General features: G+C 55.2%; 17 protein-coding genes. 7 read left to right on the forward strand and 10 right to left on the reverse strand.

Annotated elements, in window-relative coordinates; translation table 11 throughout:
• Positions 1-17: 17 nt before the first annotated feature.
• On the reverse strand, positions 18-1,301 hold the full coding sequence (locus FJ695_RS02470; RefSeq protein WP_247653838.1) for an oligosaccharide flippase family protein: 1,284 nt from the start codon (positions 1,299-1,301) through the stop codon (positions 18-20).
• Here FJ695_RS02470 and FJ695_RS28210 point away from each other — a divergent pair.
• From FJ695_RS28210 to FJ695_RS02480, 3 genes are all read left to right on the forward strand, one after another.
• Positions 1,210-1,443 carry a hypothetical protein gene (locus FJ695_RS28210; protein WP_247653898.1) on the forward strand — a complete coding sequence of 78 codons (234 nt, stop codon included), beginning with the start codon at positions 1,210-1,212 and terminating at the stop codon, positions 1,441-1,443. The genes FJ695_RS02470 and FJ695_RS28210 overlap by 92 nt on opposite strands.
• A 259-nt stretch (positions 1,444-1,702) precedes the next feature.
• Positions 1,703-2,488, forward strand: a complete 786-nt coding sequence (locus tag FJ695_RS02475) for a WecB/TagA/CpsF family glycosyltransferase (protein ID WP_141183963.1) — start codon at positions 1,703-1,705, stop codon at positions 2,486-2,488.
• A 98-nt stretch (positions 2,489-2,586) separates the two neighbouring features.
• A complete protein-coding gene (locus FJ695_RS02480; RefSeq protein WP_141183964.1) occupies positions 2,587-3,879 on the forward strand; it encodes a glycosyltransferase family 4 protein in 1,293 nt (430 codons plus the stop codon).
• 43 nt (positions 3,880-3,922) lie between these two features.
• Here FJ695_RS02480 and FJ695_RS02485 read toward each other — a convergent pair whose 3' ends face one another.
• Positions 3,923-10,351, reverse strand: coding sequence for a type I polyketide synthase (locus FJ695_RS02485; protein ID WP_141183965.1), 6,429 nt, complete (start codon positions 10,349-10,351; stop codon positions 3,923-3,925).
• A 337-nt stretch (positions 10,352-10,688) separates the two neighbouring features.
• Between FJ695_RS02485 and FJ695_RS02490 the strand changes: the two genes are divergently transcribed.
• From FJ695_RS02490 to FJ695_RS02505, 4 genes are read left to right on the forward strand one after another with little or no spacing between them, the layout of a single operon-like run.
• Positions 10,689-15,332 (forward strand): MupA/Atu3671 family FMN-dependent luciferase-like monooxygenase, encoded by a 4,644-nt coding sequence (locus FJ695_RS02490; protein WP_141183966.1) that lies wholly within the window; start codon positions 10,689-10,691, stop codon positions 15,330-15,332.
• A 10-nt stretch (positions 15,333-15,342) separates the two neighbouring features.
• Positions 15,343-16,014 carry a 4'-phosphopantetheinyl transferase gene (locus FJ695_RS02495; RefSeq protein ID WP_141183967.1) on the forward strand — a complete coding sequence of 224 codons (672 nt, stop codon included), beginning with the start codon at positions 15,343-15,345 and terminating at the stop codon, positions 16,012-16,014.
• Positions 16,011-17,255 carry a glycosyltransferase gene (locus FJ695_RS02500; RefSeq protein ID WP_141183968.1) on the forward strand — a complete coding sequence of 415 codons (1,245 nt, stop codon included), beginning with the start codon at positions 16,011-16,013 and terminating at the stop codon, positions 17,253-17,255. The genes FJ695_RS02495 and FJ695_RS02500 overlap by 4 nt, the downstream gene beginning before the upstream one ends.
• Positions 17,255-18,379 carry a hypothetical protein gene (locus FJ695_RS02505; RefSeq protein WP_141183969.1) on the forward strand — a complete coding sequence of 375 codons (1,125 nt, stop codon included), beginning with the start codon at positions 17,255-17,257 and terminating at the stop codon, positions 18,377-18,379. Before FJ695_RS02500 ends, FJ695_RS02505 begins: the two co-directional genes overlap by 1 nt.
• A 43-nt stretch (positions 18,380-18,422) precedes the next feature.
• On the opposite strand, the gene FJ695_RS02510 is transcribed toward FJ695_RS02505, so the two are convergent.
• From FJ695_RS02510 to FJ695_RS02545, 8 genes are all read right to left on the reverse strand, one after another.
• Complete coding sequence (locus FJ695_RS02510; protein WP_141183970.1) at positions 18,423-19,265, reverse strand: fumarylacetoacetate hydrolase family protein; 843 nt, start codon at positions 19,263-19,265, stop codon at positions 18,423-18,425.
• A 160-nt stretch (positions 19,266-19,425) separates the two neighbouring features.
• On the reverse strand, positions 19,426-20,058 hold the full coding sequence (locus FJ695_RS02515; protein ID WP_141183971.1) for a glutathione S-transferase family protein: 633 nt from the start codon (positions 20,056-20,058) through the stop codon (positions 19,426-19,428).
• Positions 20,059-20,220: 162 nt separating this feature from the next.
• Positions 20,221-21,450, reverse strand: a complete 1,230-nt coding sequence (locus tag FJ695_RS02520) for a M24 family metallopeptidase (protein ID WP_141183972.1) — start codon at positions 21,448-21,450, stop codon at positions 20,221-20,223.
• A 260-nt stretch (positions 21,451-21,710) separates the two neighbouring features.
• The gene (locus FJ695_RS28215) at positions 21,711-22,565 is read right to left on the reverse strand and encodes an ABC transporter permease (protein ID WP_141183973.1); all 855 of its coding nucleotides are present in this window, start codon (positions 22,563-22,565) and stop codon (positions 21,711-21,713) included.
• A gap of 6 nt (positions 22,566-22,571) precedes the next feature.
• Entirely contained in the window at positions 22,572-23,837 is a 1,266-nt protein-coding gene (locus FJ695_RS28220; protein ID WP_141183974.1) for an ABC transporter permease, read from the reverse strand.
• A gap of 70 nt (positions 23,838-23,907) precedes the next feature.
• Positions 23,908-25,008, reverse strand: coding sequence for an extracellular solute-binding protein (locus tag FJ695_RS02535; protein WP_141183975.1), 1,101 nt, complete (start codon positions 25,006-25,008; stop codon positions 23,908-23,910).
• Positions 25,009-25,091: 83 nt separating this feature from the next.
• Entirely contained in the window at positions 25,092-26,186 is a 1,095-nt protein-coding gene (locus tag FJ695_RS02540) for an ABC transporter ATP-binding protein (protein WP_141183976.1), read from the reverse strand.
• Between the two features lie 213 nt (positions 26,187-26,399).
• Positions 26,400-26,771, reverse strand: a complete 372-nt coding sequence (locus FJ695_RS02545; RefSeq protein WP_141183977.1) for a hypothetical protein — start codon at positions 26,769-26,771, stop codon at positions 26,400-26,402.
• Positions 26,772-26,788: the final 17 nt, after the last annotated feature.

Below are 26,788 nucleotides of genomic sequence, written 5' to 3' on the forward strand. Positions count from 1 at the left end.
ACATAGATCCATTATCATCACACCGCACCAGTTGAAAGGAGCGGGAAAACAGCCTCTAGCGATGTTCCATAGCCTGCTGCTGCGCGTCCCCACATCAAACCCGCTGTTGCCGCTATGACAATCAACGTCATTAACAAGTCATGCCAAAGGAAGGATGTCTTCTCCCGAACAGCTCCAACCGCAAGCGGCAGATAACGAATGACTTCGCCAGCAGCTAAACCTATCAATGCACCGGGAAGCCCCAGCCATTGGTAACCCAACGGAAGTAAAAGGAGGATACCAACCAGCTTGAAAGAGTTTGCCACCACGCCGTAAACAGGTTTGCTCAGCCCAAGAAGGGTATATTCTGAAAACCTGGATATAATTGCGCCCCATGTGCCGACGAGAAGCATGGAGAGGATCCAGCCTGCATCTGCATAACGCGGGTCGTAAATGATCCATACGGCAACATCTGAAAAAGCAATACCGAAAGCAACGCCGAAGGCCGCCAGCGTTAGAAGCTTTGTTCTGAGCGCAAGAAGGTCTGTACGTATCTCGGAACGCGTCGCCGCATGTTTGGCGGATACCATCGGAAAAATAAGCGAATATCCCAGTCGCCCGGCCAAAAACGCAGGTAGATCCGCGATCGTTCGAGCGATGGCGTAAACGCCTACGGTTGCCAGGGGAATGGTCTTGGCCAAGTATAATTTATCGAAATTCATACAAAGAAACGACAATAAGGACGACAGGAACATCCATTTCCCGAACGAAAAGATCTCACGGACATAACCCCGGTTCCATTCTAACCAGTTCCGCGCCCTAGGAAGGAGATAGCTGAGCCCGACCCGGAAGAATGCGGCAAACAGTCCAGAAATCAGGATCGACCATATTGTTGGGCTCATATAGGCAAAGAAGATGATTAGCATTGCAGTCACGAAATCGCACGAAAGCTCGAAAAGGTTCATGCGCGCAAACTGAAGGTTCCGCTGCAGATAGAAGATAGACGTCGACGTCAGACCAAGAATGATGATCGTAACCGCGCTCAGTTGAATTGCAGTCGCCTGAATCTCATACAAATTGGCCAATGGATAAGCTGCGACACAAAGGATCGCGCACAAAAAGAGAGACCGCACAAACTGCAAGGTCCAAGCGGCGTTTTGGAAAGACCGATCGTCAGCGTTCCGGCTACGGACAACATTCTGCGCAAGGCCCACATCGGTCAAAAGTTCGATGCCTGATCTGAAAGTTGAAAGCACCATAGCAATGCCGAAGATTTCCGGCGTGATGAGCCTTGACAGCACCACATTGGAGATAAAGCGTATTCCGGTCGTTCCACCAAAAGAGGCGATTGTCCATATCGCCCCGGTCATCGCTTTCTTTTGCGTAATCGCCACTTGGGCTAAGCCTCTCGAAACAAAGTATGAATCACCTCGACAATTGGACGAGATGATGCGCTTTCTTTAAACATGCGTTTTCTAACTTGTCGATTTTTGGGAGCTATGTTTTTTGTTTCCGCAATTGAAGTAGCCAGTTATTAAGGATCCAATCGCGATCTCATTGAAGGAGCCTTAGATACTGTATATCTTTCAGCTGGTTAAAAAATCTGTCTTTCTAACCTAATACACGCCTGCTTGCAGTTTGTTAATCTCGTTTACATATATGCAAAATATTGAGATTTCTGAGGTTTTCCAATCCCGGAATTGGCCCCTGTTGAACGAGTCACATGACGATTAGCACAGATCAATCGCCAAAGGATCCGCTGCCCTCAGCACGCCAGTCGTCATTCTCTCAATGCCAGTTTATGGGATTGGAGTTTGATATAGGCGAGCAGGCAGAATGGTTGCCGCTCATCCTTAATATGAAGCCACAGACATTCGAGTTTTTTGTCACTCCGAACGTTTATCACGTCATCCTTCTGGAGCGCGATATGCAGGTCGTATCGGCTTATGACGATGCTCGTTGGAAGGTCTGCGACAGCAAGATCTTAAGCCGGCTGGCACACTCCCAGAATTTGGATCTGAAAGTGTATCCGGGGGCCGACATCGTACAGGACCTACTCGCAGATCCGAAGGCCCAAGATTTGCGTTTCGCTATCATAGGCCCCGACCTTTCCCAGATTGATACGCTGCGAACCAGATATCCCGATGTGGACATACAACACATACCGTCTGGGATCATGGACCGAAGAACACCAGAATGGGAGAAGGTTTTGACTGCTGCCGAAGCATGTCATGCGGACATCTTCCTGATTTGCCTATCGTTTCCAAAACAAGAGTATTTTGCTCAGGACCTGAAACGCCGTGGGAATGCCTCGGGTGTCGGCCTGTGCGTTGGCGCGAGCATTGACTTTCTGACCGGCCGGCAAAAACGCGCACCGGAGTGGATCCGTGCCTGTGGAATGGAGTGGGCTTTCCGGCTAGTGACGAACCCAAAACGGATGTGGCGCCGCTACCTCTGGGATGGCCCAAAAATCATATGGATGTTTTTAAAATGGCGCCATCAATCCTGAAGATCAAAAAATAAGGGACCTTGGTTCCTGACAGGTGGAAAACAGCGCGTTGGCAGGGTCGCAGCGAAGCGGTTATGCATCTCGCTTGGGAGATACAATTGAAAAAACCTCGCGTCCTAATCCTTGCGGATGATTGTAATCCTGATTGGCCTTCGCTTCCGGTCGTTGGCTATAAATATGGGCTTTCCTTGGCAAAGTTCTGCGATGTCACCATCGCCACCCATCTCCGGAATCGCGAAAACATTGAGAAGGATCCGCGATCTAAGGGTGTCGACTTTCGTTACGTTGATAATGAATACGTCGCAAGACCGATCCACCGCTTCTCAACCTGGATCAGAGGCGGCGGTAAGGTGGCATGGTCCTTGGCAATGATTTTTAAGTATCCGGCGTATCTCACTTTTGAGTGGGAAGTTTGGAAAACCTTCAAAAACGCTCTTATATCCGGCGAATACGATTTGGTGCATCGGATTACGCCAATGTCACCGACAATGCCAAGCTACATTGCCGGCAAATCGCCGGTTCCATTTGTCATCGGACCTTTGAACGGCAACCTGGATTGGCCGAAAGAATTCCGCTCTGAACAAAGTCGGGAAAAAGAGCGGGCCCGGGCGCTCAGAGACTTCTACAAGTACCTCCCCTATTCTTCCGCAACGTACAAAAATGCCAAGCTGATCCTTGCTGCCTTTGACCACACAGCAAGGGACTTGCCGGAAAGCGCGTCCTCAAAGGTCGTGAGCTTTCCTGAAGTTGGCTTCGATCCTGAGTGGTTTAACACAACGGATAGGAAACCAGCATTTGCCGGAGATACGCCATACAACTTCGCCTTCGTCGGGCGCTTGGTGCCTTACAAAGTCCCAGAGGTCGCAATTCGTGCCTTTTGCGAAAGCGACATTCTGGCAAGGCACAAGCTTCACATTGTCGGTGAGGGGCCAGAACGAGACCGTCTCGAAGAGATCGTCAGGCAAACCGGGCGCACTGATAGTGTCGTTTTTCATGGCTGGATCGACCAGAAGGACGTCGGTCAATTTTTCAAAACCGTAGACGGGTTCGTCTTCCCTTCCATTCGCGAACTTGGCGCCGGTGTGGTGGTCGAAGCCATGGCGTCGGGGTGCGTGAATTTCGTAACCAACTACGGCGCCCCCGGTGATCTAGTGTCGGCAGATCGCGGCTTTCGTATAGAACTAAATAACCTCGATACAATGGTCGCGGGATACCGGCAAGCTATGGAAGAGGCTGTCACCAATCCAGGCAACCAGCACCTGAAGGCCAAGACTGCCGAGGAGTACGCCAGTGCCTGCTTGACCTGGAACCGTAAGGCTGCGCTGACTGTTCTCTATTATGACGACATAATAGCCGGCCGGCCGGTTACCGACCGCCGAGACTACACTTAATTTACGACAAAACCGATGCTGGTCTCCATCAAGTTATCCCGCATCATTCAGCAGCAATCCTGGGCTTATCAGCGTCAGTTGCGTGCGCAGTCCCTTTTTCCAAAGATTTCCTCATTCGGCTAGCCAGTACCTGAATATACGGATTGAGCACCATTGAGTCATGGTCTCCAGGTACCTCGACAATCGACAGTTCTGAAACAAACGGGGACCAGCCGTTGTCTTCACGAAGAATGTTCAGACCATCCTGAAGACGACGGCCGCCGGAAATCTTATAAAGCACCTCAGCCTTTGGCCGGTACAGGACAACCGGTCCACTATATGGCCGAACCTCATAAGCATTATGCGCCCGCATGAAGGCCACACGGATCCGTTCGTTGTTAAAACTTTCTGCGGTTGCTTGATCCCCGGCCGCATTCTTTTGAGCTTCTGTTCGAGCGCGCCACTCTCTCCGGTTGCGCAACCAAACACTGAAAAACTTGGCTTTATTTTTTTGAAGATCCTGCCACTTGATCATCACACGATCAATGAGGGAGAGGTGAACCTGTTCGGGTACAGGTGTGTCCAGCAAAATGACTTCGGCAACCTCTTCACCTTGTGCAGCAAGCTGTTGGGCCATTTCATAGGCAACGATCCCACCACCTGAGAACCCGCCGAGCATGTACGGCCCGTGTGGCTGGACCTGGCGGATTTCGGCAAGGTAATCCCGCGCCATCTCTTCGAAGGTTTCGTGGGGTTCTTGATTTCCGAAGAGGCCGCGGGCCTGAAGTCCATAGACTGGCCGGTCGCGCCCAACGAGAAGGGCCAGCTGACGCAGGTTCAGGATGTTGCCGAACATGCCAGCGCAGATGAACAAAGGTGTCGCCGCAGTTCCGGGACCTTTGCTCATTGAAACCAGATGCACAGTTTCATCGGCTTTCGCCGTTTGTTCAGGTGTCGCCCCAGCTGATGTATCCCCTTCACTGGCGACACCATGTGAGGCCAGCAATTCGGCGCACTCGGCAATTGTCGGAGCGTCGAAGAGGACGGACATGGGCAAATCGACACCATAAGTCTGGCGGATCATTCGGAACAGACGGACCGCGATAAGAGAATGTCCACCGATATCAAAGAAGTCATCGTGAATACCAATCTTCTCAATTCCGAGCAGCTCGGACCAGTATTCGGCCAGCTTGATCTCAAGTGGATTTCTTGGTGCTTCGTAGGCACTGTCAAGGTCGGGACGCTCAAAGAGCTGTCCATCCTGTACTTCTCGCGATTGCGCCTCAGCCTCGGCATTTTTCTTCAGCAGATCCAACGGCATCGTCGAGATGATCGGCTGTGCTTCGCCCGTCGCCAATGCCCGCTGCAGGGTCTCAAATCCTTGCTCTGGCGGAATGCCCTGCTTGACTTGGGCTGCAAGCTTGTAGAGCGCGGTTGCGTCCTGGCTTGCCCCGGTTTTAACGTCCTTTGCAAAACCAATGTCATTTGAGAGGCGTTTTACCGTCAAACAATCGGCTTCAATAACCACCGTCCCATCGGGCCGCATGACGGTAATATCAAAACTGCCGAAACCGTCACCGTGTGCATTCTCATCGACAAATCGGACATGTGCGATCACGTCGGATGGCAACGTTTCATACAGGCGGATCGCGGTGTAGGAGACGGGCGCCCAGAGGACACCGGAGCTCTTGAAGTCTTCAATAAGCTCCATTGCACAGCCGGTCGCGATATCGAGCAAGCCGGGATGAGCGTGAGTTGTTTCCGTATAATCTGTCTCGAAATCAGAGGCGGCGGTCAGGCGTGCCAGCGCTTCCCCACGCCCAAGCGACAGACTGCGCAACACATCCCACCGCGGCCCGAACCTGATATGATGCGCCTGAGCTGACGGCATCGTACCGTCGTCAGGTGCGTATCGGATATCGGTCCAGCGCGCCTGAGCTTGAAGGTCTTCAAGTTGCACAGGCAGTGGGATCGATTTGAGCGGACAAACCAGAGCTTCGGCGTAAACCTCCATCTCGGCGGACGGATCTTCAGTTTCTGTTGCCGCGACAATGGCTTTCAAGGTGCCATTTCCCTGGGCCTGGAAACGGACCCGTATGTTCCGAGCCTGACCGTCGTCCAGGCCAAGCGGCTTAAAGAACACAAGATCGCGGATATCCGGGCGCTGGTCCAAATCCAGTTCTGAATAGGCTTGCGCGATCAGCTCGATGTACCCGGTGCCCGGCAATATCGCATCGCCTGAAACGAGCCTGTGCTCGTTCCACATCCAGTGCTTTTGCGTGCTTGCCGTGAATTCCAGCCAGCGCGTGTTGGAAGCATCGGCAATCCAGCGCTCGAACAAGGGGCCCTTGGCCGCCCCAAGCGTTGTTGCCGTCTCTGAAACAGCCGCCTCACTCGAAACCGCGCGCGCGGCCAGACCAACATCGCTCCAGATGCCCCAGTGAACCGCGACCGTCCTGCGGCCACTGTCCCCGCTCTTGCTCTCAGCATAGGCGTTCAGAAACGCATTGGCAGCGACGTAATCAATCTGGCCAATGGGCGCAGTGTCCGTGCTGGTTGATGAGAACAACACCATCAGATCCAAGGGCTCGTCGGCAAACACCATGTCCAGAACGCGTGTGCCGTGAACCTTGGGCGCCAGAACTTTCTGAGTGTTTTCAAGGCTCTTCAGTTGCACGAGATCATCGTCAACAATGCCCGCCGCGTGCAAGACGCCACTGATAGAACCAAACCGGGCCTTCGCTGCGGCAACAGCTGCGGTCACCTCTTCTGGGTTGGTGACATCAGCCGTTGCGTAAAGCACCCTCCCGCCCAGCACCTCGAGTTCAGAAAGACGGATCAACGCCTGGACACCCGGGTCATCACCGGAATGCGTGCGCAGATAGGTCTCCCGCTCCTGCTCCTCCGGCAGGCTGCGGCGTCCGACCAAAACGATGTTCGCATCGTATTCTTCAACGAGAGCCTTTGCGAAAATCATCGCCAGATCGCCAAGACCGCCAGTGATGAAATAGGTGCCGCCTTTTTGGAACTGACCTTCGAATTGCCCGTGTTCTAAGGACAAACGCCCGTAGGTCCGCTGCCATCTGCGGCTACCCCGATGGGCCACAATCTCGTTGGACGGCTTTGCGAAAAGCTCGTCCCACAGGTCGTCGAGCGCGCTCCATTGGGACTGTGTATTCGCAACCACTTCGATATCTAAGTCAATCAAGCGAGCCGAAAGGCCGGAAAGCTCCTTGGGCAAGACCTGAACCGGACCGAGGACCGTCGATTTGGACGGATACACGACAGGCTCGTCATCCACGCTCATCATTTTGTTTGTCAAAACAGTAAGGTGCACCTCCTCGACGGCAGATTGCTCGTCAAGTGCCTGAGCAAGATAAAGCAGACTGTAGAAGCCGTCTTCCTGCATTTTTTCAAAGAAGTTGGAACCGGGCCGGTGGCTTTCATCCTGTGTCAGCAGCCAGCCGTGAACGATGTTTCGAGGAAAAGGGCCATCCTCGAGGATCCCCGTCACCAGGGCGTCGTAGCCCGGTTTGCCTTCCTCGCTGCACAGGATGTAAGTGTGGGGGTCGACCTTGGCGAACACATCTCCGCGCTGAACGGCCGTGACCTGATGTCCTGCGCTCTTCAACCTGCCGACAAGCTGTTCTCCTGTACCGGTATCGTCGAGAAAAATCAGCCAGGACTGAGGCTCTTTATCCGCCCCCGTGACAAAATCGGGAATCGACCGTTTCCAAGCCGGACGGTATCCCCAGTCGCGCATGTCCTTTTGGCGCAAGAGAGGAATATCCATCCCTGCCTGATCGCCCTGCGTAACACTGCGCTTGACAAAATAGTGCTGCTGCTGAAACGCATAGGGCGGCAGTGAAACCCGCTTGGGGCCAAAGTCCCGCCAGCAACGCTCGACATCCGCCTTCAAGCCTGTGGCCCAGCACCGTCCGACTGCAGTCAGGAAAGACAGACGGTCATCCGTATTATCGTCGGCATGCGGCAGCGTGTTGAAGACCTGATTGGCGGTCACGTCCGCTTGCAACTTGGCCAGCGAGGACAAGGTTTTTCCCGGACCAACCTCTATATAAATCCGCTTCGGATCTGCGCTCAGACGGGTCATGCCGGCGCCGAACTGAACGGTCGAGCGCAAATGCCGGACCCAATAGGACGGATCACAGGCCTCCGCATCCGTGAGCCAGTCTCCCGTAAGATTGGACATGATCGGAATTTGCGGTCGATTGAGTGCAATGCTGCGCAAGTACCGTTCAAACTCGGGCAGGATTTCCTCAAGCATCCGCGAATGCGCCGCGATATCGATGGCAATGCGGGTTGCGTCGATATCCTTTTCAAGGAGCGCATTCTGGAAGTCTGCCAGATCCCCGTCCCGCCCGGAAACAACGCAGAGTTCTGGCGCATTGACCGAAGCCATATCGAGAGTTTCCGGCATCAGCGCGCGGACTTCGGCCTCACTCAATGGGATGCTGAGCATGCCGCCGCGGTCGACCGTATCAAAGAGTTTGCCCCGGAGGTGAACAAGGCCAACTGCGTCGCGATAGCTGAGGACGCCCGAGATACAGGCAGCTGTGTTCTCGCCCATGGAATGGCCGATCAATGCGGTCGGCTGGACACCCCAGCTCATCCACAAACGGGCCAGCGAAACTTCCAGGATCAAGATGGCCGGCAATTGCAGGGACGGTGTCAAGAAGCCATCGGCCGCCTGCCCAAGATCGGAGCCATCGGGCGGGAACCAAAGCTCCCGGATCCGGGCAGCCGTTTCGGACGGAAGGAAGCTTAGTCCTTCATCGACACTCTGGCGGAATGAACTGTCTTCCTGATTGAGCCGGTAGGCCATGCCGGGATGTTGTGCCCCGCCCCCCGGAAACAGGTACGTCGCGGTGCCGGGATGATCGCTGGCCTGATGAAGGGCGAGCCTTTTGGGCTGTTCACCGCGCAAGACAGCAATCGCATCGGCACGGCCCCGCACGGCTGCGATCTGACGGTGTTCGAAAGGCTTCCGACCATGAAAGAGCGTCTCGGCCGTGCTGGCCAGAGACAATGCTGGATTATTTTCCAGAGCATCCGCAAGACGCATGGCTGTGCCCGCCAGCCCCTTTTTTGCCTTGGCCGACAAGAGAATGAGTTGGGGCTCTTCGTCAAACCGCCCGCTATCATCGGCAACCATCGGCGCCTTTTCCAGAATGACGTGGGCGTTTGTTCCGCCAACGCCAAGTGAATTGACGGCGGCCCGTTGAGGACCGGCGGCCACCGGCCAGGGGGTCAGCGTGTCATTCACAACAAACGGGCTGTTCGCAAAATCGATTGATGGATTGGGTTTCTCGTATCCAAGGCTTGGCGGTATTTCACCATTCTTCAGCGCCAATGAGGCCTTGATCAGGCTAACAACACCGGCAGCCGTGTCCAAATGGCCAATGTTGGATTTCACGGATCCGACACGGCAATAGCCGGTTTGGCTGGTGCTTTGACGAAACGCCTGGGTCAGGGCTTCGATTTCAATCGGATCGCCGAGATATGTGCCGGTTCCGTGACATTCGACATACTGAATGGTGTCGGCTTCGATCCCGCCGAGCGCCTGCGCCTCGATGATCGCTTCCGCCTGTCCGGTCACGCTCGGTGCAAGGTAGCCTGCCTTGCTGTGACCGTCGTTGTTGATGGCCGACGCCTTGATCACCGCATGAATGTTGTCGCCGTCAGCAATTGCGTCCTCGAGACGTCGCAGGACGACAACCCCAACGCCACTGCCAAAGATCGTGCCTGCAGCCCGATGATCGAACGGTCGGCAATGCCCGTCCGGCGAGAGGATTTCGCCATCCTGAAAGACATACCCACGACGATGCGGCAGATCGATGGTCACACCGCCGGCCAGAGCCATATCGGTTTCGCCGTTCAACAGGCTTTGACAAGCGTAGTGAACCGCGACAAGCGAGGTTGAGCAGGCCGTCTGGACGTTGACACTCGGGCCTTTGAGATCGAAAGCGTAAGAGGCGCGGGTCGCCAAAAAGTCCTTGTCGTTACCGGTATGGCGAAGCAGGAACATGCCCACCTGATCCATCAGCTGCCGGTCACTGCAGACGTTGAAATAGAAATAGCTGCCCATGCCGCAGCCGGCATAAACACCAACAGGACCTTCGATGGTTTCAGGCGGACGCCCGGCATCTTCGATCGCTTCCCAGGCACACTCGAGAAAGTGCCGGTGCTGCGGATCCATGATCGCGGCTTCCTTCGGGCTCAGCCCGAAAAACTCCGGATCGAACAGCTCCATGTCCGGAATATCCGCCGTCCGGGGAATGTAATTCGGCTGTGCGGCCTTCACCGGATCTTCGCCAGATGCTTCGAGTTCCGCGTCGCTCAGCGTGCGCACCGATTCAACACCGTTTCTGAGATTTTCCCAGAATTCGCCGGTGTTCCGTGCACCTGGAACACGAAGAGCCATCCCGACGATTGCAACATCGTTCAGGCCGGCATCGGTTGATCCTATTGTCATTTCAATTTTCCGGAAACGGTATTTCGCCTCAATTTGTTGCGCGCACCATATCTGTAAATATTTAGCATAGTGTTAGGCCGACTGAGATATGCAAACGGCAATTTGGTTTTCGTGTGATCAAACGCAGATCACCAAAATACACCCAAACGCCGACCCTAAATCTTAATTAATTTTAATAAACAGGCCCTTTCACGTGTGTATTAAGAGAATTTGGACAAACATCCGTAAATTCTCGGATAAATTAACGTGTTCTTCGAGGGTATATGCATACTTGTCCTCGAACTCTTTTCACAAAGAATTTGCGAATGCCCAGATTGCGTCATCCAAGGGAACCTAAATGCTTGATTGTCTCCTAATAGGCGATGAATCCCTCCTTGTTCAGTGTGGCGAACACCTGAAAGATCGCGGACACCGCATTGTTGCGGTTGTTTCATCCAATCCGGCTCTTCACAACTGGGCAGAAGCCCAAGGTATTTTGGCAACAGAGTGGGGCAACTCTCTTGAGGATGCTACGGCAGGCTTTCACTTCGACTGGCTATTCAGCATTGCCAATCTGAGGATGCTTCCCGACACCGTTTGGCAACGGGCGCGCGCCGGTGCGGTGAATTTTCACGACGGACCTCTGCCACGATACGCAGGTCTCAATGCACCGGCTTGGGCCATCCTCGAGGGTGAACAGCGCTTCGGTGTCACCTGGCATGAGATAGTGTCAGGTGCGGACAAGGGCCGGATCTACACGCAAGCTGACTTTGACATCAGCCCCGACGAGACCAGCCTCACCTTGAATGCCAAATGCTTTGAGGCCGGTTACACAAGTTTTGTCGATCTCATCGCCAAAGTGGACAGCAATACGCTAAACGGAATTGCGCAGGATTTTTCAAAACGCAGCTACTTCGGAAAAAACAAGCGCCCGACGCTTTCCGGAACACTCGACCTATCCCGGACATCAGAGGAGCTGTCGCGGCTTTTCCGGGCCCTTAGCTTCGGAGAGGGGTACGCGAACCCACTGGTCACGCCAAAATTGCGAACCAATCGCGGTCTATTCAAGATTACCAAACTCGATTTAACGCCGCCCGGTACTCCAAACGGGCCTGCCGGGACTGTTCTGCAGACCGGTCCAGACGGCGTGCTTGTAGCCACCGGCGACCAACCGATTTTGCTGGACGGTATTGCGATTGGCTCGGACGCAAACCTGGCACAGTCCGTAACGCTCAATGAACAACTACCTATCTATTCTGCCGAAGAAGCGGCCGTCCTCGATGCCGCAGTCCTCGATGCCGTCCGTCATGAAGATGCAGATATTGCCACGATCAAAACGCTCGAAATACCGAGCCTTTTCGGAATCAAGGACGACGCTGAACGTGTGGCTGCGCCAGAAGTCCTGCCGTTGTCACTTCCCTCCTCAATGGCATCGCAGGACACCATTGCGGCAATCGTCCTGTTTGTCGGAAGGTTCTCGGGCCAAGACCATTTTGGTCTCGCTTATCTCGGACCAAAGAGCCCGTCGGTCGCGGATCAGTTTCCTGGCCATTTTTCGGAAAGCCTTCCATTTCCGATCAATATCGATTGGCAGCGGCCCTTAAGCGCCCTTTATGACGACATCAATGCCAAGTTGGCGCAATTGCGGGACAGGACTGCCCCCCTGTCCGATCTGATCTCCCGGGTGCCCGGGATGGCGCGGCCGGCATATACAATCGGAATTGTTGAAACCGAAGCAGCGAACACGCGGCCGGAGCTTCTGGCCGACTGTGCACTGACATTTAACGTTTCTGCCCAGGGCAAGGCTGCGCTGATCTTCGATCCGTCGCGGCTCTCGGCCGAAACGGCAAGACAGTTTGCCAAGCGCGTTGAACTCGTTGCTGCTGTCCTATCTGACAAGGAACAAGTGGCCGCAGATGTCGCCATGATGTCCGAGGACGAGCGTGACCTTGTACTCAATCGCTGGAACGCGTCTGCCACGGATGTGGATCTGGAGATCTGCGTTCATCAGATGATTGAACGTCAGGCGGAGGCAACGCCGGACGCTCCGGCAGTTGCGCTGCACGATCAGTCCATCAGCTACCGGGAGCTGAACGGGCGCGCAAATCGCGTTGCCATGGAACTGCAAACACTCGGCGCAAGACCGGACAAGCTTGTCGGGTTGAACATTCCCCGGTCCATTGAGATGGTCTGCGGTGCCCTTGGAATTTTGAAATCGGGCGCTGCTTACGTTCCACTCGATCCCGACTTCCCAAATGATCGTCTGACCTACATGGTCGAAGACAGCGGTGCATCGGTTATCCTGTCCAGCCGCGCACTTCCAGAGCCGCTTACGGCGCCTGGTGTCCGGACCGTGTTCATTGAGGACGTTCTGGCGCGCATTGCCTCAGCAGAACAGCCACAGACCGGCGTTCAATCAGACAATCTCGCTTATGTGATCTACACATCAGGTTCGACCGGACGGCCGAAGGGCGTGATGGTCGAGCACCGGAATGTCGTCAATTTCTTTGCAGGAATGGACGATCGCATTGAAATCGATCAGCAAGAACAACCGGTCTGGCTTGCTGTCACAAGTCTTTCCTTCGACATCTCCGTCCTTGAACTTTTCTGGACCCTGACCCGCGGCTTCAAGGTCGTCATTCATTCCTCTGAAACGGCAACCTCGCAGGACAGCACAACACCTGAAGCGCAAGGCTCCGGGAAGGCGGCAAACGTCGATTTTGGGCTGTTTTTCTGGGGCTACAATGAAGGCGCCGGTCGCGACCTTTACAAGCTGCTCCTGGAGGGTGCCAAATTTGCCGACGAAAACGGCTTCACATCGGTCTGGACGCCAGAGCGCCATTTCCATTCCTTTGGTGGCCTTTATCCCAATCCGTCCGTTTCCGGTGCAGCGGTTGCGGCCGTTACGAGGAATCTCTCGATCCGAGCCGGCAGCTGCGTGCTTCCCCTTCACCACCCGGCACGGGTTGCCGAGGAGTGGTCGGTGATCGACAACCTTAGCAACGGCCGGGTCGCCCTTGCTTTTGCGTCCGGCTGGATGCCCGAGGACTTTGTGCTACGCCCGGAAAACAGGCCGCCGAACAACAAGGCGGCCATGTACCGGGACATTGAAACCGTTCGGAAACTCTGGCGTGGAGACGCGGTGGACTTTGATTCCGGCGACAAGACTGTCAGCGTCGTCACGCAGCCTCGACCCGTTCAAAACGAACTGCCGGTCTGGCTAACCACAGCTGGTAACCCTGAGACTTATCGGGATGCAGCCCGCAACGGGGCCAATGTTTTGACCCACCTTCTCGGGCAATCCATCGATGAGCTGGCTGGCAAGATCAAGATCTATCGGGACACCCTGATTGAATGCGGCCGCAATCCGAATGACTACAAGGTCACCCTGATGCTGCACACGCTCCTCGGAGAGGACCGGGATGAGGTGATGGACCGCGCGCGTGGTCCAATGAAGGAATATCTACGCAGCGCGGCAGCGTTGATTAAGCAATACGCTTGGGCGTTTCCAGCTTTCAAGAAGCCGGAAGGTGCGAGCAATCCAATGGATATCGACCTGCAGACGCTCTCGGAAGACGAGCTGGACGCGATCCTGGAGTTTGCATTCCTACGCTACTTTGAAGACAGCGGGCTGTTCGGTACGGTCTCCGATGCGCTCAAGCGCGTGGAACAAATCAGTGCCATCGGTGTCAACGAGGTCGCCTGCTTAATCGATTTTGGTGTGCCTCAGGACATCGCCCTTGACCGGTTGAAGCCCTTGGCCGAGGTTGTTCGGCGCGTAAACGCGGGCGAAGTACAAATGCCCGTCGAGCATACACCGCCCGTCGGCGCGGGCCTCGCCGCAGACCTTGCCCGCCACAACGTCACGCACATGCAGTGCACGCCGTCCATGGCGCGGATGTTCCTCACCCGCGAAGAAGATCGGGCAGCATTTTCCAGGATCCAGCATCTCTATATCGGTGGGGAACCGTTCCCGGGGTCGCTCCTGAAGGACATTCGGGCATGCACTTCGGCCTCGGTCACAAACATGTATGGCCCGACCGAGACGACGATCTGGTCATCGACTGCAAAAGTGGGCGCTCCTGAGCAGACAATTCCGCTGGGAACGCCAATTGCCAACACCCAGCTCTATGTGCTTGACGCCAGAAATGAACCTGCAGCTCCGGGCCAACCCGGCGAACTGTTCATAGGTGGCGAAGGAGTCACACGCGGATATTTCCAGCGTCCGGAGCTGACCGAAGAGCGGTTCGTGACAAACCCGTTCGCGCCCGGCCGCATGTACCGTACCGGAGATCTCGTATGCAGGCTTGAAGATGGCAGCCTGCAATTCCTGGGGCGAACGGACCACCAGGTTAAGGTGCGGGGATACCGGATCGAGCTTGGTGAAATCGAGTCCCGGATTGCTGCGCATTCCGGCGTGGTCGAGACCGTTGTCACCGCACGCGAAGACCGGGCTGATGATGTCCGGTTGGTCGCCTATGTTCGGACCCGGTCTGGATCGCTCGACGAAGCCGTGTTGCGCTCGGAGCTGCATGACGCGCTGCCGGAATACATGGTTCCCGCTCATTTCGTCGTGTTGGAGGCTTTCCCGCTCACACCAAATGCAAAGATTGACCGGAAAGCTCTGCCAGCACCTGATGCAACGGTTCGCGAGACGGCCCAAAGTGCCTTTGTCGCGCCAGAGAGCGACATGCAGAAATCCATCGCGGATGCATATCAGCGGATCCTCGGGCTGAGCCAGGTGGGGCAGAACGACAACTTCTTCAACCTTGGCGGACATTCCCTGCTTGCGGTCCAGCTCCACCGGGACCTGAAAGTCAGTGTGGCTCCAAATCTAACAATCACCGACATCTTCCGTTTTCCGACCGTTGGCGGCCTTGCCGGACACCTGACGGACGGCGGCCGCGCTGATGAGCGCCTCGGCGAAGTTGCAAGCAGGGCGGCCAAGCGCCGGGCGGCGCTAAGCGCACGGCGGCAAGCCCTCTCCGGGAACCGGGGGTGACGGCACAGCCATGCTTTGGAATCTCTTTCCGAGCGAGGTTAAGATCGCCGTGGGAGATCCGCGCGCCAGAAAACCGACCGGATATCCGGATGAGGAAACCCATGTGGCCAATGCGGTTACGTCGCGCCGGTCGGAGTTTTTTGCTGGACGGGAGTGCGCCCGCAAAGCGATGCGAGACCTTGGCTTTCAGCCAACTGCCATTGGTGTACGCCCCGATCGCAGTCCGATCTGGCCCAACGGTTTGATTGGCACCATCAGCCACAGCAGAACACTGTGTCTCGCGGCGGTCGCGCTGCAGAATGACGATGCTCTCTCAATCGGACTCGATATTGAACCCGATTCACCTCTCCCCGAAGACATGTGGGACACCATTTGTACTTCAAACGAACGTAGCTGGCTTGCCGGGCTACCTAGTGACCAACGGACTCGGCAGGCACTCAGGATGTTTACGGCCAAGGAAAGTGCTTACAAGGCGCAGTACCCGCTCACGCAGGAGTTTTTGGAGTTTGAGGATCTGGAAATCGCATTTTACGGACATGATTTCTCCGCAGTGTTCCAGCGCAGTGTCCCGAGCTTTGCCAAGGGGACAAAACTGCGGGGCCGCCAGGTGATTTATCACGGGCATGTCGTGTCAGCGGTCTGTGTCGGATCTGATCAATTCAACAAAGGCGCAGTGTCATGAGCGAAAGAGCAGACCAGCGCGGTGGACGAGTGCTTTTCGTCACCGCTGTACGGTTGCGCAGAGGACCGAGGGGTTTGCAGCTGGATGACCAGACCTGCGCCGGCCTTTCCCAGTGGGCCAAAAGTTTCGAACATGTCACTTATATGGGCATTGAGCAGCCCACCGATCTGGAAGACGACACCACGGTCACCTGGATCGATATTGCCGACCTTGACTGCCGCGACCAGCTCACGGTCGTTGCGCTCCCGTTCGCATATAAAATCGGACGATTTTTCAAAGACTACACATCAACCCGGCAGGCGCTTGCCGAAGAGATCGCCAAAGCAGATCACTTGTGTTTCACGCTCGGCTACTTGTTTGGTGACTGGGCCGCTGTGGCAGCTCTGGAAGCGATCAAACAAAATCGGGACTATGCCGTTTGGTTTGACCGGGTCGAGCACGATGTTATTCGCAGAACGCTGCCCGCGATACCGCTTAAGCGGCGGATCAAGGAAGTCGTGACGCTGCCCGTGATGGTCCGGTACCATGAGTATCTGATCCGGCACAGCAAACTAGGCTTGTTTCAGGGGCAAGATACGCTGAGGGCCTATGCGGCCCATTCAGACAACCCCCATTGTGTTTATGATGTTCACACGCAGTCCAGCGATTTGATCAGTGCGGCAGCGCAGGAAGAGAAAACCAAACGCGCGCAACTCGGCGCGCCGCTCAAAATCCTTTATGTGGGGCGCGTCTCGGAGATGAAGGGACCGCTCGATTGGGTCGAGGCTATCTCGAATGCGGTCCAAGCCGGTGTCCCATTGCAAGCAAAGTGGATCGGAGACGGTCCTCTTCTGACAGATATGAAGCAAAGAATTTCAACGCTTAAGCTGGAAACTCAAATCGAATTGCCAGGATTTTCGTCTGACCGGAAGGCAATTCTTACGGAAATGCGCGATGCCGATCTTTTCGTCTATTGCCACAAGACGCAGGAATCGCCCCGATGCCTTATTGAGGCGCTTGTCTCAGGGTGCCCGATCGTGGGCTACCAATCGTCATACTCCGATGACCTTGTAAGCCAAAATGGCGGCGGGATCGGCACGCCGCTCAATGACCCAGCAGCCCTTAGTGTGGAACTCCAGAACCTGAACCATGATAGGGGCCGTCTGGCTCAGCTTGTAAAGGCTGCCGCCGCAGATGGAAGCCGGTTCGACGAACAAACCCTTTATGCCCATAGAGCCGGCCTCATTCGAGAGTATGCGTGATGACCTGGGTTCGGGTATTTTTGATTTTGGGCTGTGGGCTGTTCCTGACAATCGCCGTTACCGTTACGGTCGTCTCTTTGTCCAGTGGACCGGCCCTGACGACAACCGGCTTTCCATCCCTGCCTCAAGACGGTGAGACACCTGCCGTGCAAAAGATCTTCATTTCCGGGCACAGCCTGACCGATCGTCCAATGCCCGAGATGCTGGCGGCAATTGCTAAGAGCTCCGGACAACCGGTCACCTGGAACATGCAGCATATCGGCGGCTCTTCGATCAAACAGCGCAGCCATGGACTGGACGACCAGTCGCCCTGGTCCGGATACAGTGACGGGACGGATCGGGACGGTGCCCCCATCAATGTCTTGGAGACGCTCGCTGCCAGTCCTGCAGAGGATACCCAGCCTTATGATGTATTCTTGATCACCGAACAACACCGTCTGCTGGATTCCCTCGTGTGGCAGGAAACCCCTCGGTTCCTCCGGGCATATCAGGATGTGTATCACGCGCATAATCCGACTGGACAAAGCTACTTCTACGCGCCCTGGCTGGATGTTGCGAACCTTGAAGATCCATCTTCATGGATCACCTATGAACGCAAGGCCTGGCCAGTCTGGCAATGTGCCGTTGCAACTGTCAACGCAGGGCTCGCGAATGACGGCCGGGAAGACAGGATCATGCTGGTCCCGGCTTCGCTGGCATTGGCCGACCTAGTGGAGCAGCTGACCTCTGCGCCGGCAGGGCTGCCAGGTTTCAAGGATATGCCTGCGCAAGATATCCTTGCCGCATTGTTCAGTGACAGTGTTCACCTGACCCCCTTGGGCAACTCGTTCATGGCAGCCATTGTCTATGGCACACTGTCGGGACGTTCCATACCGCAGACAGAATTTGCAAACCTGCCCGATGACCAGTCAGCAACCCTTCAGGACATCGCCAATCGTTTCATTACGACCTATCGCACCCAGATGCCAACCTTCGGCGAGAGCTGCACGGAAATGGTGCCACCCTCCTTCAAGGTCGCCTACCCGGCCTACACCGAAGAAATGGCGAGACAAAGTGGAACCGGTTTCTTAAAGGCCCGGCTCCAGCGTCTCAAGGAAACCCTGAGCTATTTCCGGCGCCTTTGACGGTGCATGGACGATGTCACCATCTGGCGTTGTTTCCTGGCAATCAGTCCGCGATCACTTCCTGGCGTTGGGAGCCAAGGCCCTCGATGCCGAGTTCAACGACATCTCCGGCTTTCAGATAACGGGGCGGTTTCATGCCCATGCCGACACCCGGAGGTGTCCCGGTGGAGATAACATCTCCGGGATGGAGCGTCATAAACTGGCTCAGATAGGAGATGAGGTGCTTGACCGAATAGACCATGGTGCGGGTCGAGCCGTCCTGAACCTTTTCGCCGTTCACCGACAGCCAGAGTTTCAAGTCCTGAGGATCGGCAACTTCATCGCGTGTGACCAGCCATGGGCCGAGCGGACCAAAACTGTCACAGGATTTCCCCTTGGTCCATTGACCGGCACGCTCGGCTTGATAGGCGCGCTCGGAAACGTCATTGGCGACAGCATACCCAGCAATGTGAGCCAACGCGTCGTCTTCAGTGACGTATTTGGCCGTTTTACCGATGATGACCGCCAGCTCAACTTCCCAATCGGTTTTCTCGCTGCCACGCGGTAGCAAGGTCGGATCGTTGGGGCCACAGATGGCGCTGGTGGCCTTCATGAAGATGATCGGCTCCGGTGGCACTTCCATGCCCGCTTCTTCTGCGTGATCCGCATAGTTGAGGCCAATGCAAATGAACTTGCCAGTCCCGGCAACAGCCGGTCCAAGGCGTGTGCCGGGGGTAACCTCCGGCAGGTTCTGCGTGTCGATGCCGTGCAATGCGGACAGGCCAACATCGGACAGAACCGCACCGCTGATATCCGGCACGATGCCAGTCAGATCCCGGATCTTGCCATCACCGTCCAGAAGACCCGGTTTTTCGGCGCCTGGCGCTCCATGCCGCAGCAGTTTCATGTCTTGGTCCCCCAGTCGGCCCGATCACTTGCACTGGCAACTAAATCGCATGTTCGAAGCCGAACGGAAACCACAGTTATTGAAAAAAATACGGAGCTTCTGACGAAGGCGGGAGACTACGGATAATACCAGAGCCTCCAGCCGACAGTTTCAGGATCTGTTATGCGCCCGGGATTTTCATCGCTGAGAAATCAATCATGATGTTTTCACGATAGGCCGGTCTCAAGCACAAATTGTCGTAATAGGCCTTCAGTCCGGGTAAGTCGGCCCGGTCGAAATCGAGTTCGAAATAGCGGTAGAGCAAGCCACCGATTTGGAAATCGACCAAATTCAACTCCTCACCACCAAAATAGGGGCCTTTGATGTTGGCCTCAAAGATCGCCATAGCCTGCTTCAAGGCGGCTTCCGCCTGGGCAACGGCAGCATTGTTGCGGTCTTCGACCGTCACCCGGATTTTCTGCAGGAAAATTGTCGGGATCAAGGGAACATATATGTGCTGGCGGGACATGTCCGCCCATCGCTCGATTTGGGCCGCTGCCATCGGATCGGCAGGATGATTGCCGAACTTACGCATCAAATAACGAAGAATCGTGGCAGCTTCCGCAATCGACTGGCCATCCTCTTCAAGAACGGGAACCAGTCCCAGCGGGTTCATCGCGCGGAACTCCGGTGTGTCGGTCCCGCCAAAGGGCCCGCCAACATCCAGGCGCTCATAGTCAACACCCAGTTCTTCCAGACACCAGATGACTGGCTGCACATTGGCGGAGGTGATGCGTCCATGAATTTTGATCATTGAGAAAGGCTCCCGAATTCTGGCAAGGAAAAATCAGTCGCCGGGATAATGGCGTTTCAAGTCCGATCCGCCAATATCCCAGAATTCGGATTGCTGCACAATTCGTCCGATCAACCTGTTGGCGAAGGACAATTCGCATCGCCTTCGCCAACAGGAGGCGCCTTACCGCTTTGGAATAATGTTGTGCTCAGGACCAAACGGAAAGCCGGTGATGTTTTCCGCGCCGTCGTCACCCACGATCAGGATGTCATGTTCGCGATACCCACCTGCGCCCGGCGTGCCCTCCGGGATCATGATCATCGGCTCCATGGAGACAACCATGCCCGGTTCCAGAACCGTTTCAACGTCTTCACGCAGTTCTACCGAGGCTTCCCGTCCATAATAATGGCTGAGCACTCCGAAGGAGTGGCCATAGCCAAAGCTGCGGTACTGCAGCAGGTCGTGACTGCGGTAGATGTCGTTGAGCTCTGCTGCGATCTCTGAGCATTTGGCGCCAGGCTTGATCAGCTTCAGGCCTTCTCGGTGGACATGACAGTTGACCTCCCAAAGGCGCAAATGTTCATCCGAAGCATGTTCACAAAACAGGGTGCGTTCTAGGGCTGTGTAGTAACCGAAGATCATGGGGAAACAGTTGAGGCTGAGGATATCACCGGCTTCGACCACCTTGTTGGTGACCGGATTGTGGGCACCATCGGTATTGATGCCAGACTGGAACCAGGTCCAGGTATCCATCAGTTCGACAAACGGGAAGGACTTTGCGATTTCGCGGATCATGGCATTGGTGGAGGCGATCGCAACTTCATGCTCGGGCACACCCGCCTGAACCGCATCCACCAAGGCTGCCCCGCCCAAATCACCAATACGGGTGCTTTCGCGGATGAGTTTGTGTTCTTCTGCGCTTTTGATCGTCCGCTGCGCCATAGAATCGGCTGCGACATCAACGAGCTCGACCCCCGGCAATGCGGCTTCGAGAAGTTTGAGGAGATCCAGGGAGACGTGATCGAACTCAATGCCAATGCGCCGGACACTAGCGTTCGGCAGGCCGAGCAACTGCTGGATGGCGTAGAAATAATTGTCCCGGCGCCAGTCGGTGTAGATCAGTGTATCGCCATGGGTGCGGCGCCAAGGCTGACCGCCGTCGATCCCGGCAGCAATGGTGGTTGCCTTGTCCTGGGTGACGAGAAAACCGTATTTCCGGCCGAAATAACAGTACAGGAAGCCGGAGTAGTAGCAGATGTTGTGATAAGAGGTGAACAGGCAGGCGTCGATATCACGATCAGCCATCAGCTTTCTAAGCTTTGCCTGGCGGCTGTCCATCTCCTGAGGCGAGAACGGCGAAAAAGCTTTTTCGCCATTATTCATTTCATAAATGCGGATCATGTCGTCGCTCATGGCGGTCTCCTTTTGTGCGCCAGTTTCTCCATTGAGCCTGGAAACAAAAAAAAGCGGGCCGGCTTCTTGTCAGAAGCCGGCCCGCCAGGCCCAATATTCAATTGTCGTGCTGCCGGAACGGTGATCCGTCCACCCGGTGACTGGCGTTCCGCCACCGGTCTTTAAGAAACAGCTGAACTGATCCATACCTTATGTTTCTTACAAAGGCACGCTCAATTCCGTCATTCTTTGAGCAATTCCGGACGGATTGCTCCGAAAGATTAGCCGGGTGACAAACCTCTCAAACGTTCCGACCGGCGCCGCAGCAGTTCAAGAACCGTCAGCAGTGCGATTGAGATGGCAACCATCAGAGAGGCCACGGCCAAAATGGTTGGCGAGATTTGTTCGCGCAGCCCGGTGAACATCTGCCACGGCAAGGTCTTTTGACCCGCCGACCCCAGGAACAGCACCACGACCACTTCATCGAACGAGGTGATGAAGGCGAACAGCGCGCCCGAGACGACACCTGGAATGATCAACGGCATCTGCACCTTGAAGAAGGTGGTCACCGGATTTGCGCCCATGGAGGCTGCTGCCCGGACGAGGCTGCGGTCAAAGCCGACGAGAGTCGCTGTCACTGTGATGATGACAAACGGTGTTCCGAGCGCCGCATGGGCCAGAACCACGCCCCAGTAAGTGCCCTGCAGGCCGATGCGGGAGTAGAAGAAGTACATGCCGGCCGCAGAAATGATCAGCGGAACGATCATAGGGGAAATCAGAACCGCCATGATCGCCGGCTTGTAGGGCACATGGCTTTGCGACAGGCCGATCGCTGCCAGTGTGCCGAAGCCTGTCGCCAGGATGGTCGCCACCGGAGCAATCAGAACCGAGTTTGTCAGCGCCTGCTGCCAGTCCGGGTTGGTGAAGAAGTCGTTGTAGTGCTTGAAGGAGTACCCTTCAGGACTCAGCGCCAGCATTTCCTTTGTAAAGGTGAAGAAATCCTGGGCGTTGAAGCTCAAGGGCAAGATCACCAGGATCGGAAAGATCAGGAAAAAGAAGATCAGTCCGCAGATGATCCGGAAGGTATAGAACCACGTCCGTTGCAGGGGGGACGCATAGGGAGGAAGTGCACTCATATCGTCCTATCCCAGTTTAACGTTGTCAATGCCGACGATGCGATCGTAGACGACGAAAAGAACAAGAACCGCAACGAGCAGCAAGGTTCCAAGCGCGGCCGCCAATCCCCAGTTCAACGACGAGGAGATGTGGTACGCGATCCGGTTGGAAATAAAGATGCCCGAAGTCCCGCCCACCAATTCCGGCGTGATGTAGTAGCCGATGGACAGGATGAAGACGAGAACAGCCCCCGCGCCGATACCTGGCACAGACTGCGGGAAGTAAACCCGCCAGAAGGCGATCCAGTCATTGGCACCAAGGCTCTTGGCCGCCCGTACATAGGTCGGTGAAATGGTTTTCATCACCGAGAACAGCGGCAGGATCATAAACGGCAGCAGAATGTGCGTCATCGCAATGATCGTACCGGTCTGGTTGTTGATCATCACCAGCCGGTTGGCATCGCCGACGATACCGATCCAGACAAGGAAATCATTGATCACCCCCTGTTGCTGGAGCAGCACCTTCCAGGCAGAGGTCCGCACAAGCAGTGATGTCCAGAAGGGTAGAAGCACCAGGATCATCAAGAGGTTGGATGTTCTTAGCGGCAAAGATGCCAACAGGAAGGCAATCGGATATCCGAGCAGAAGACAGGATATCGTAATCATGATGGACAGAAACAGCGTCCGCCCAAACAAGAACATGTAAATGCGTTCATCGGCCGGTTTGAGCTCTATGCCCTCAGCGGTGCGGTGCGCATCAACGGAATTCAAAAAATAGCCATCGGTGTACCGCGGCGAGAACTGTTTGAGCACCTGCCAGGTGCCCACCTGACCCCATTTTTTGTCTGCCTTGACGAACTGCTCCATGAACGGACCAGCTTCATCCATCCGTTTGATCCGGCGGCCGGTCTTACGGAACAAGCTAGAGATACCGCTCTGTTCATAGTTCAAACGGGATCCCAAACGGGTGTGGGTCTTTTCTTCAACGGCAACAACCATGTCGCCATAAAGTGCGGCAAAGACAGCTTCATCGGGCACGTTGCCGCTTTCAGGATCCCAATCCTGCAAGGCAATCACGGTCCGCGGCAGCGTGTCCGCCATGATGCCGTTTTCCACTGAGCGGAACAGCATGTCGGCGATCGGCGCGACGAAGGTGATAAGAACAAAAATCAGCAAAGGCGCAATCAGCGCAAGGGACCGCATCTTTTCGCGGCGCAACGCAGTCGCGAGCGCGGCCTTTAGCGGTTTGCCGTCTTGCGTTGTGAGAACTTCACCGGCAGTGGTATCGCTCATGAAACATGTCTTCCGAACTCGAAGGTAAGTTCCAGGCAGAAGACCCGCCTGGAACAAGGGCTAACCAATTTTACTGGGCAAGCCATGCCTGGAATTTCGCGTCGATGTCGTCGCGATAATCCGCCCACCACTCATAGTTATAGAGGAAGGTGTTTTTGGCGTTGTTCGGATCGGTCGGCATGTGCGGAGCCATGTCGATGCCGAGGGATGCGTGCTTGCCGACGAGCGGTGCAGAGGACTTACGTGCCGGGCCATAGGAGATGTACTTGGCCTGGTCAGCAAGACGCTGCGTGTCGGTTGCGAACTTCACATAGTCCTTAACAGCGGCAAGGCGCTCATCGGAAAGACCAGCCGGGATGATCCAACCGTCAAGGTCGAACACCTGAGCGTCCCACAGCATTTTCACCGGCTGCTTCTGCTCTTCGATCAGAGCAAACAGACGGCCATTGTAGGTAGAACCGATCACGACTTCTTTGTCAGCCAGCAGCTGCGGAGTTTCCGCACCAGCAGACCACCAGATGACGTCGTCTTTGATAGTGTCGAGTTTTGCCAGCGCGCGGTTCAAACCTTCTTCGGTCTCAAGAACGCTGTAGACGTCTTCTTTCGGCACGCCATCACACAGGAGGGCCCACTCAACGTTGTTGATCGGACGCTTTTCCAGAGACCGCTTGCCCGGGAAGGTGGCCGTGTCGAAGACTGCACAAATGTCGCTAGGCTCTTTTCCGCCCCACTCGGCAACGTCAGAACGGTAGCCGAAAGTAGTGGAGTAAACGATCTGCGGAATGAAGCACTCGGAGACAAGCAGGTCGCCAAAGTCGTCAGCAGCAGATGTTCCATCTGGAGCAGCGGCCAGATCGGTTGCCGGGTCGATTTCCAGAGCCAGGCCTTCGTCACACAGACGGATGGCATCAGACGCTACAACGTCAACCAAGTCCCAGGTGATGTTGCCGGCTTCGTTCATGGCGCGCAGCTTGGCGACAGCTTCAGCGGACGATTCATCATTGATGATGTTCACGTCCGGATTCTTTTCCATGTACGGCTTGTGATACGCATTGTTCTGCGATGCAGAATATGCGCCACCCCAAGATACGATCGTCATGTCTGCCGCAAGTGCCGCAGTGCCGGCAAAGGCCATAGCGGTACCGGCAAGAACCAAAGTCTTGAGCTTCATTTTGAATAGCTCCCTCTTTTAGGAATTAACGGATTTATCTCCGTTGATTTCGCTGACGGCCGAAGTCCGGCCGCCTTGCGACTTTAGACAACAGCGTCGAGCGCTTTACAGTCATTCAACGCCCAGCCCACTGGGACTGTGTCGCCGACATGCAGCTTGCGCTTCTCTCCGCGGTTGCGAACTTTTACGATGAACTCATCATTTCCAGCGACATTCATGCGAACGCGAATATGATCGCCGAGGTAGATCAGTTCTTCGATCCGGCCATTGACCAGGTTGTCCATTTCGTCGTGGGTATCGAACTCCACGCGTTCTGGACGCAAAGACAGGGTGGTTTTGTCACCGACAGCTGAAACGTTGACCTTGTCGGCCTTCAGCTGAGTCCCATCATCCAGCTCGACCAGGCACTCCTCGCCCTGGATTTCTTTTACCTTGCCGTTCAGCTTGTTGTTTTCACCGATAAACTGAGCAACGAAAGAATTCTGCGGATCTTCATAAAGATCATCCGGCGTCGACAATTGTTGAATAACGCCATCGTTAAAGACCGCGACCCGGTCCGACATGGTCAGGGCTTCAGTCTGATCGTGGGTCACATAGACGACAGTCACGCCCAGATTTTCGTGGATGTGTTTGATCTCATACTGCATCTGCTCACGCAGTTGCTTGTCGAGTGCGCCGAGCGGTTCATCCATCAGAACCAGCTCCGGATCGAACACAAGCGCACGGGCCACTGCGACACGCTGCTGCTGACCACCAGACAACTGGGCTGGACGGCGGTTGCCGAATGTACCGAGCTCAACCATGTCCAAAGCCCGTTGCACTTTCTCCTGCTGTTCAGCCTTGCCTACATTCCGCACTTGAAGCGGGAACGCCAGGTTTTCAGCCACCGTCATATGCGGAAACAGCGCATAGTTCTGGAACACCATGCCAATGCCCCGCTTGTGCGGAGGAACATTGTTGATCGGGCGATCATTCAGGTAAATCTCGCCATGTGTGGCAGGCTCAAAGCCCGCCAGCATCATCAAGCAGGTGGTTTTGCCGGAACCGGACGGACCGAGCATGGTCAAAAATTCGCCCGGCGGGATATCCAGATTGAGATTCTTTACGACAAGGCTTTCGCCGTCATAGCTTTTTTGAACGCTGTCATACTTAACAGCAGCGCCCCGAGTATCCGCCATTGTGTCCCCAAATCTGGTTTGTTCGTTTTTATATCCACTTTGACAATATCCATCCCGCAAGCCCCCTCACCGAATGTTATCGTTTCAGCAGTTCGCGTAGAAAAACAAAATTCCTATCCCTTTGAAAGGGGTCGAGGAAAAAAAATGGATATTTTTTAATCACATGCCGATTTAATATTTTGCAGCGCGGCATATTGCGGGAAAGAATACTGGTCAATTTGTTCCAGATCGAAAAATATATTCACCCTTGCATGAGGCCCTTTTAATCCCTGAACTGGCCTCACTTAGCGGCAAGGCGCGGCACTTTTCACGGATAAGTTGCCACGCATGTTTCCAGCTCCCAACCATCCCGCAGCGCAAAACACTCTTCGGCACCGCAAACAGAGCTTGTACCGTTTTAACGATCTGCAAATCTGCAAAAAGCGTCGACCGGCGAAAAAGTGCTCGTACCGGGAACCCCGGGCGATCCGTCTCCATGTGGTCGGCCCAAAAAATATGATCCGAGCCTAAAATACAAAAAGGCATATTGATCAGGGTCAGCGGCGTGGCGGGCAGTCTGTGCAGACGCCTCAAAAACTTCATCATCAAAGACTGAGCCAATG

It is taken from the genome of Labrenzia sp. PHM005, from assembly GCF_006517275.1.
In the GTDB taxonomy this organism is placed as follows: domain Bacteria; phylum Pseudomonadota; class Alphaproteobacteria; order Rhizobiales; family Stappiaceae; genus Roseibium.